This window comes from Flavobacterium sp. (genome assembly GCF_031363805.1).
GTDB lineage: Bacteria > Bacteroidota > Bacteroidia > Flavobacteriales > Flavobacteriaceae > Flavobacterium.
Genome location: NZ_JANLVD010000076.1, coordinates 1 through 8308, shown reverse-complemented (window position 1 = coordinate 8308; position 8308 = coordinate 1). Strand labels below are relative to the sequence as shown.

Genomic DNA, 8308 nt, shown 5'->3' with positions numbered 1-8308 from the left:
CAACGATTTTTGGGTAGTAAAACTCAAAGACAACAGTAAACCTGAAAACCCAAAATTAAGTATTGAAGCTTTGCCCAATCCTGTCATCACCTTTACCAATATTATTGTAGGCTATGATTTTACAGATGGTTTTGCGAGTGTATATGATTTGGCAGGAAGGCAATTGCAGCGTTTTGCCATTAAAACCCGTACAGTACCCATAGATTTAAGCGGACTGCCCGAAGGTATTTATATTGTAAATATTGATACCAATGTGCAGCATGATGGGATTAAGGTAATTAAAGGAATAAATAGAAATTAAGGATATGAAACAACATGTATTATTATTAAAAATTACATTTTTAATAAACTTAATAAGCATTACAGTAAATGCTCAGATTGATAATCCAAATATAAATGTTAAATCACCGGGGGTAGCTGATTTTATTAAATATGGAGATATTTCGAGTTTATCAAATATTGGTGAATTAAAATTAGACATACCAATTTTATCACTGCCAGTATCAGGTGAGAATCCATTAAATATATCATTAAGTTATGCGGGTTCTGGATTTAGGCCCGGTAAAAGATCAGGCTTAGTAGGTTATAATTGGTTTTTAAATATGGGAGGTGTTATAACTAGAAAAGTAAATTCAGTTCCAGATGATCAAAGAGGGCATGCAACATCATGGATAAGTGATACCAATTATGCTGATGGCTTTATTATTGGAGTTTCTCACAAAACACATACTTCCACTGATGTTTTTAATTTTGCTAATTCAGCAACATATAGTACTCGAAATTTTGCAACCTTTTTATATGGTAATTCCATCTCTAATAAAAATGATATAAATAATTATGAGCCAGATCCAGATATTTTTAATTTTAATTTTAATGGCATAACAGGCAATTTTTTTATGGGTAATGATGGTATTATAAAAGTTAACAACAATGCCCCTAATAATTTAAAAATTGATATATCTGAATTAGCATTTCAAGAAGATTATAATTCCACAAATTGTTTTCCAAAACAATCAAAAATTGTAATTATAGATGATAAGGGTAATAAATATTATTTTGGTGGAGAATTGAAAAATTTGGAGTATTCACTTTCAGGATCTTTATCACAAAATAAATTTGAAAGTAGTGATAATCCAATAATAAATTCTTGGTTCCTGTATAAAATTGAATATTATACAGGAAAATCCATCAATTTTAATTATAAAAATGATGATTTATTGGGTAGGAATTTTGCTAATCAGCATATTGCTGAACATGGGAATTTTGATGGGAATAATGATATTTTAAGAGATTTTGTAGTTTTAAACGAAAATTTTGACAGAGATGAAAGCAGGGGTACGGAGCCAAATTATATTATTGCAGTTGGTTCCAATATACCAACATATAATATTCAAAAAATTGCAATATTGGATGAAATAGTTTCTGATAATTTTAAAGTCAAATTTAATTACTCTAGACAACCACATATATTCAATAACAGAACTACTATATCCGATTACATACCTTCAGAATCTGCTAGATGTCTATATAACAAATTTTTGGATATAAAGTTAGATGATATAAAATTGTTTGACAACAATAATAATTTAATTAATAATTACACTTTATTATATGATCATTTTGGGGATGCATTAAACAGCAGAATGTTTTTAAAATCAGTTACAGAAACTGGTAAGCCAGCTCACACATTTGAATATTATCCAACTGGAGTTTTACCTAAACCAATCACTTTTGCAATAGATCACTGGGGATATTGGAATGGTAGGAATGATAATATAAATAAATTGATTCCAGAAGTTAACTATGAATCAAATGGGGATTATACTTTTAAAGATGATGAGAATGGCACTTCAAGAAATTCTAATTTTGATTATGCATTAAAAGGACAACTAAAAAAAGTAATTTATCCTACAAGCGGGTATTCCGAATTTGAATATGAACCACATTATTATTCCAAAAGAATGGAATTGAGAAGCGTGAATAATTTCAGACCTTCATTATATAATGCTAACGACATAGCAGGAGGAACAAGAATAAAAAAAATAATCGATTTTGATGGCATATCGCATTTTAATTCCAAGGAGTATAAATATATTTCAGATTACTCAGCTAATACAGGTAGTATATCAAGTGGCATTATGTTTCAATGGCCCAGATATCATTCATATTATAGTTGTCCACAGGTAACATCCGCTCCAAATTACAGATCTTATAGAAGATCAAATCCTATTGGTAATATATTAATGTATTCACCAGTTATTGCGTATTCAGAGGTAACGGAAGTATTGAATGGTAATGGATTTAAAGTAAGTAAGTATTCTGATTTTACGACAACTCCCGATTTATTTAATAATAATATTATATATAATAGCAATCCATGTAATCCCGATGGAGTTGCTGCCAATTATATTGGTAATTTATTAAATGACAGAAGTGGGGAAAGAGGAAAAATCCTAACAGAATCTGTTTATGATGTTAATTCAGTTTTAAAACAATTTTCAAGTTTTACTTATAATGTAAGCAATAATAAATTTAATAATTTTTCTACTAGAATGCATGTTTCGGGTAATATTATTGTAACAAACAAAATATATTTTTACAATGATTATTTAACCCAAAAGATTACTAATACTGTAAACTCATCAGGACAGTTAATTAATACAGAAAACTTTATATACAATTCTCCTATGAACTATTCTTCAAATGTCTCTAGTCAGGATGTTTTGATTAAAAAAAATGTATTTACTAGTATCAATAATGAACTTATTGAAACGCAATATAAATATCCATGGGATATTTATTTACCCTCAAGTACAAATTTATTGAATTTTAAAAATGCAAATATTTCATTACCATTATCGGAATCCCAATTTAAAAATTCAATAAAGCTATCTGAAAAATTTACAACCTACGAAAGAAATACCTCAACTAATAATATTTTATTACCCAAAAACATATATTCTGCCAAATTCCCCAATAATTTATTAAGCATTCCTGATATAGGAAATTTAGAAAAAAAAGTTACTTACGATTTATATGATGCTAAAAGTAATTTAGTACAATATACTCAAGAAAATGGCTATTCAACTTCTATCATATGGGGTTATAATAAAACACTACCTGTAGCTAAAATTGAAAATGCCACCTTTGCACAAGTAGCCGCCGCCTTGGGGACTGATTCTACTGGCTTGCAAAATTATGATGAATCAAATTTAGTAGCCTTTAACGGGTTGAGAAATTATTTATCAAATGCAATGATAACTACATACACTCACAAACCACTAATTGGCGTAACTACAATAACAGATTCAAAAGGTGACACTAATACATTCACTTATGATTCTAACAATAGATTGATACATATTAAAGACAAAGCAAATAAAATTGTATCTGAAAACCAATACCATTATAAAAATTAAAAAAATGAAATTAATATTTACTATATTCTTTAATATCTGTTTTATTTTAAGTGTCAGTTCGCAAGTTACCCCTTCTAACAATGCTGCACTCGGCCCGTGTAATGGATGTAATAAATTTTGGACCGATAACGATGGTGATAATTGGGGTGTTTTACCGATTTTGTGGGATAGTTCAGATATTAATGATCCTCCTCCTGGGTATGCAAATAAGGCAGGTGACTGTAATGATAATAATCAGAATATTACAATTTTAAAATGGTATAAAGATTCCGACGATGATGGTTTCGGTAATTTATCAAATGAATTAATAATATGCAATCCTCCCGATTTAACTTGGGTTTTCAATAGCCTAGATTGTAATGATAATCTAGCAACCTTAAATCCCAATACAATTTGGTATGTTGATAATGATAAGGATGGGTTTGGAAGCAATATTATTTTGTCTGCACAATGTTTAAAACCTTTAAATGGAGTTTTAAATAATACTGATTGTGACGATACTAGGTTTTTGATAAATCCAAATACAAAATGGTATATTGATACTGATAACGATGGTTTTGGTGAAAGTTCAACAAGTACAATTACATCTTGTTTAAAACCAATTGGCAGTTACGCAAATAACAATTCTGATAATTGCCCTAATATAGCGGGACAAGTTTTTGGTTGTACAGTTCCTATAAACACATCTGGAAATAATTCAACTTACAATCAAAATTATATCATATCATCAAAGCCTAAAATCCCTGTAACAAGTTTATCTGCTATTATCGATATGAAGGATATTAGCATAAATGTTTCTTATTTCGATGGATTAGGTAGACCTATTCAAAATATTGCAATCGCACAATCAAACTCAGGTAAAGATATTGTTACGCCAATAGAATATGATTTTTCTGGCAGGCAAACAAAAGAATATTTGCCCTATGTAAACAATACATCTGCATCAACACTTTATAAAGATAATGGTCTAACTGATGTTTTAGCATTTTACAACAATCCCAATTACGAAAATACCCTAAATCCATTTTCTGAAAAAGAATTTGAAGCTTCGCCACTCAATCGGGTTTTAAAACAAGCTGCACCCGGCAACGATTGGAAATTAGGTTCTGGTCATGAAATAAAAATGGATTACCAAACCAACACTGGTGCCGAAGTCAAATATCATAATGCTACCACTACATGGAATTCTGCCAGAGGATTGTATGATATAAATATTGTATCAACTGGAAATTATGATGCCAATCAATTGTATAAAACGGTTACCAGAGATGAAAATTCCTCCCCGAGCCCATCCAAAGGAGGGGTAACTGAAGAATTCAAAAACAAAGAAGGACAAGTCGTTTTAAAAAGAACTTATAATACTAATAATGCTCACGATACTTATTACGTTTATGATATCTATGGCAATTTGACCTATGTGATTCCGCCAAAGGCAGATGGTGTACTTGATGCCACCATACTCAATAATTTGTGTTACCAATACAAATATGATTATCGAAACCGCTTGGTAGAGAAAAAACTACCTGGTAAACAATGGGAGTTTATTGTGTATGACAAACTCGACCGACCAGTAGCAACAGGTCCCGCCTTTTCGCCATTTCCCAATGCTACACCAAATACGGTTGGTTGGTTGATTACCAAATATGATGCTTTTAGCAGACCTGTTTACACTGGTTGGCAACAAGCAATTGTAAACGAAACTGAAAGAGCTACCAAACAAACCGCTCAAAATAGTTTAACCACTACTTTAAACGAAACCAAACAAACCAGTGGAACTATTGATGGAATTGCTGCCTATTACAGCAATGCCGTAGCACCCACCACCTTTAAATTGCTGAGTGTAAATTATTATGATGATTATAATTTTCCGATTACACCTGCGATTTCGTTTGCCAATGTTGAAGGGCAAGCTGTGTACTACAACAACACCCTAAAACCAAAAGGCATGCCTACAGGTTCATGGATCAGAACGCTAACAACCGATACCGCTATAATTGGTGAAACTGCCTATACTTTATACGATTATAAAGCCAGACCCATTCGCAGTTTTACTAGCAATCATTTAGGCGGTTATACACAAGTAGATTCCAAACTGGATTTTATTGGCAAAACTGAGTTCACCAAAACCAGACATAAATATAATGCGAGTAGTATAGAATTATTGGTTACAGAAAATTTTACATATTCTGCACAAGATAGATTGCTTACCCATACGCATCAAGTAAACAGTATGCCTGCACAATTGTTGGCAGACAATACCTATGATGAATTGGGTCAATTGATTTCTAAAAAAGTAGGAAACAATGTGAGTATGCCTTTGCAAAAAGTTGATTATAAATATAATATTCGAGGCTGGCTTACAGGCATCAATAATGATGCAACTAACAATTTAGTTTTAAATAATTTAGAAAGAGATTTATTTGCTTTTAAGATTAATTATAATACAGTACAAAATATATCAACCTATGTCGGTAAACCGTTATTTAATGGCAATATATCTGAAACACATTGGCGTACTTGGTCAGACGGAGTGCTTAGAAAATACGGTTACCAATATGATGATTTGAACAGATTGTTAAATTCTATTTACCAGCGACCTGAAAATGCCGTTCCTGTTACCAACTCGTATAACGAAAACATTGCTTACGATAAAAACGGAAACATTACGACTTTGGTTCGGAATGGCGATGCTGATTCGCAAAGTCAAGCGTTGCAGATTGATTATTTAGATTATCAATATCAGGAAAATAATAATAGCAACAGATTGGCTAAAGTATCTGATATCAATACCAGTCCGAGTGGTTTTAAAAATGGTACGAATACTGGCGATGATTATACCTATGATGCCAATGGCAATATGATAAGTGATGCCAACAAGGGTATTACTGCTATTACCTATAACCATTTGAATTTACCAACTAAAATATTTTTTGGTTCCAATACTATTGAATATCTTTACGATGCCACAGGGCAAAAATTACAAAAACTAGTGACACAAGGAACAGTGATATCCAAAACAGAATATTTGCAAGGTGGTTACCAATATAAGGACAATATTTTGTTATTTTTTCCTCACGCAGAAGGTTATGTTAATGTAGCCATGGTGCAAACCAACTGTGTTACTTGTAAACCAGCCCAAATTATATCGTCTCCTTATTTTAATTATGTATTTAATTATACCGATCATCTAGGCAATGTGAGAGTAAGCTATGGTATAGATCCTAGTACGGGAGGTGTCAAAATTATAGAGGAAAATAATTATTATCCTTTTGGGTTAAAGCATACCAATTATAATTCTGATCCAATTGTACTTTCGGGCTCAGCAACTAGTAGAAATACTTTTAGAATAGCTCCGGCAGGATTTAGTCCTTATTACAAGTATAAGTTTCAAGCTCAAGAGCGTCAAGATGAACTAGGCTTGAATTGGGATAGCTTTAAATGGAGAAATTATGATTATGCTATTGGAAGGTTTATGTCAATAGATCCACTTACAGAGGAATACCACACTTGGTCTCCTTATGTCTTTAGTGGTAATCGAGTTGTTGATAGTAGAGAACTTGAAGGATTAGAACCTGTACAAGTTGGGAAAAATACACAGATGTTAGTAATCACAGTTAATGGATCAGCAGGTGGTTATTATGGTGATAAAATTAGCGGTAATAATACATTGATTAAAAACATGCCTAGCCCATATAACAATAATGATGACGGCTTATCAATGATAGGACAGAAAGGATTTAATGTTAATAATGCCACAATAATTAATTATTCTGGTTCTGAAGGTGGGATTACTGCTGGGCATATTGCTCAAACAATTGCTAATTATAGAGAAACAAACCCTGATGGAAAATTAGCATTAATTGGTCATAGTTTAGGGGGTAAGGACGTTTTAGATGCAGCTAACATAGTAAACAACAATGGTGCTATTAAAAATAAGTCTATTGATTTAGTAATGACTATGGAAGCTGCTAATCGAACAGGATTAAATAGTGCGGAAGGATATAGTGTCCCTTTAGGAAGCAATGTTAAAAATTTAGTAAACTTTAAATCAGCAGCAAATGATTATGCAGGTGGAGGTGGAATAGGTGCACAAGGTACCAATTCAGTTAATGTAATTTTACCTATTGGAACTAAACATACGAATATGGATAATACTTTAACCCCATATCTTTCTCCTATATTAAATCAAATGGGTAAAGGAGTAAATCCAGTTAATCTAATAAATAAAATAGATTTTAACAAAGTAAAAGTTTTAAGTAATGGAGACATAAAACCTAATGCTGGCGGTGGTTCTTCGTTTTAATTAATCCAAATCAAATATGAAAAATTATAAATATATCATATTAGCTATTATTACTATAGTTTCTTTTTTATATGTACAGATAAGCTATAACGGTACACCTTCGATATCTATTTTTACTTGTTTAATAACATTAATTTATAGATCATTAGGAAATGGCTGGGATTTTAGTGTGGATAATTTTCAAGGAAATTATACTTATTATTTAGTAGAGTTTTTATTAATTAGTATTTTTATTTTAATTGTTTCAAAATTAAAAAAACACAAACTAATATTTTTAGGATTAGTATTATATGTTTTTATGTGGATTATATGGTTGTATATGTTAAATTCATTAATAGAAGTAAATCTTTATATAAAAACTTCAATACCATTTTTAATTAGTATTTTAATTACCAATGTAATGATTGTATATGACAATAAAAAACCAAGAAAGCTATAAATATAAATCGAGTTACATACATAAAAAACAATTATATTTACAGTAAAATATAGTAGATGGAAGCAATATTTAGGGGGGAGAATATTTTAGAGTTCATAAAAGCCTTTCCAGATGACAATAAATGTAGAGAAGTTATAGCAAATGAGA

At 31.0% G+C, this 8308-nt stretch carries 4 protein-coding genes; all 4 read left to right on the top strand.

All coding sequences use genetic code 11. The features are described 5' to 3' along the window. Window positions 1-301, top strand: a 301-nt coding sequence (locus tag RMN92_RS04365; RefSeq protein ID WP_309608244.1) for a T9SS type A sorting domain-containing protein, incomplete at its 5' end; no start/stop codon positions are given. A 4-nt stretch (window positions 302-305) separates the two neighbouring features. Continuing rightward, window positions 306-3419 carry a hypothetical protein gene (locus RMN92_RS04360; RefSeq protein WP_309608243.1) on the top strand — a complete coding sequence of 1038 codons (3114 nt, stop codon included), beginning with the start codon at window positions 306-308 and terminating at the stop codon, window positions 3417-3419. Between the two features lie 4 nt (window positions 3420-3423). Continuing rightward, window positions 3424-7722, top strand: a complete 4299-nt coding sequence (locus RMN92_RS04355) for a DUF6443 domain-containing protein (RefSeq protein ID WP_309608242.1) — start codon at window positions 3424-3426, stop codon at window positions 7720-7722. Between the two features lie 16 nt (window positions 7723-7738). Beyond that, complete coding sequence (locus RMN92_RS04350; RefSeq protein WP_309608241.1) at window positions 7739-8161, top strand: hypothetical protein; 423 nt, start codon at window positions 7739-7741, stop codon at window positions 8159-8161. Window positions 8162-8308 lie beyond the last annotated feature (147 nt).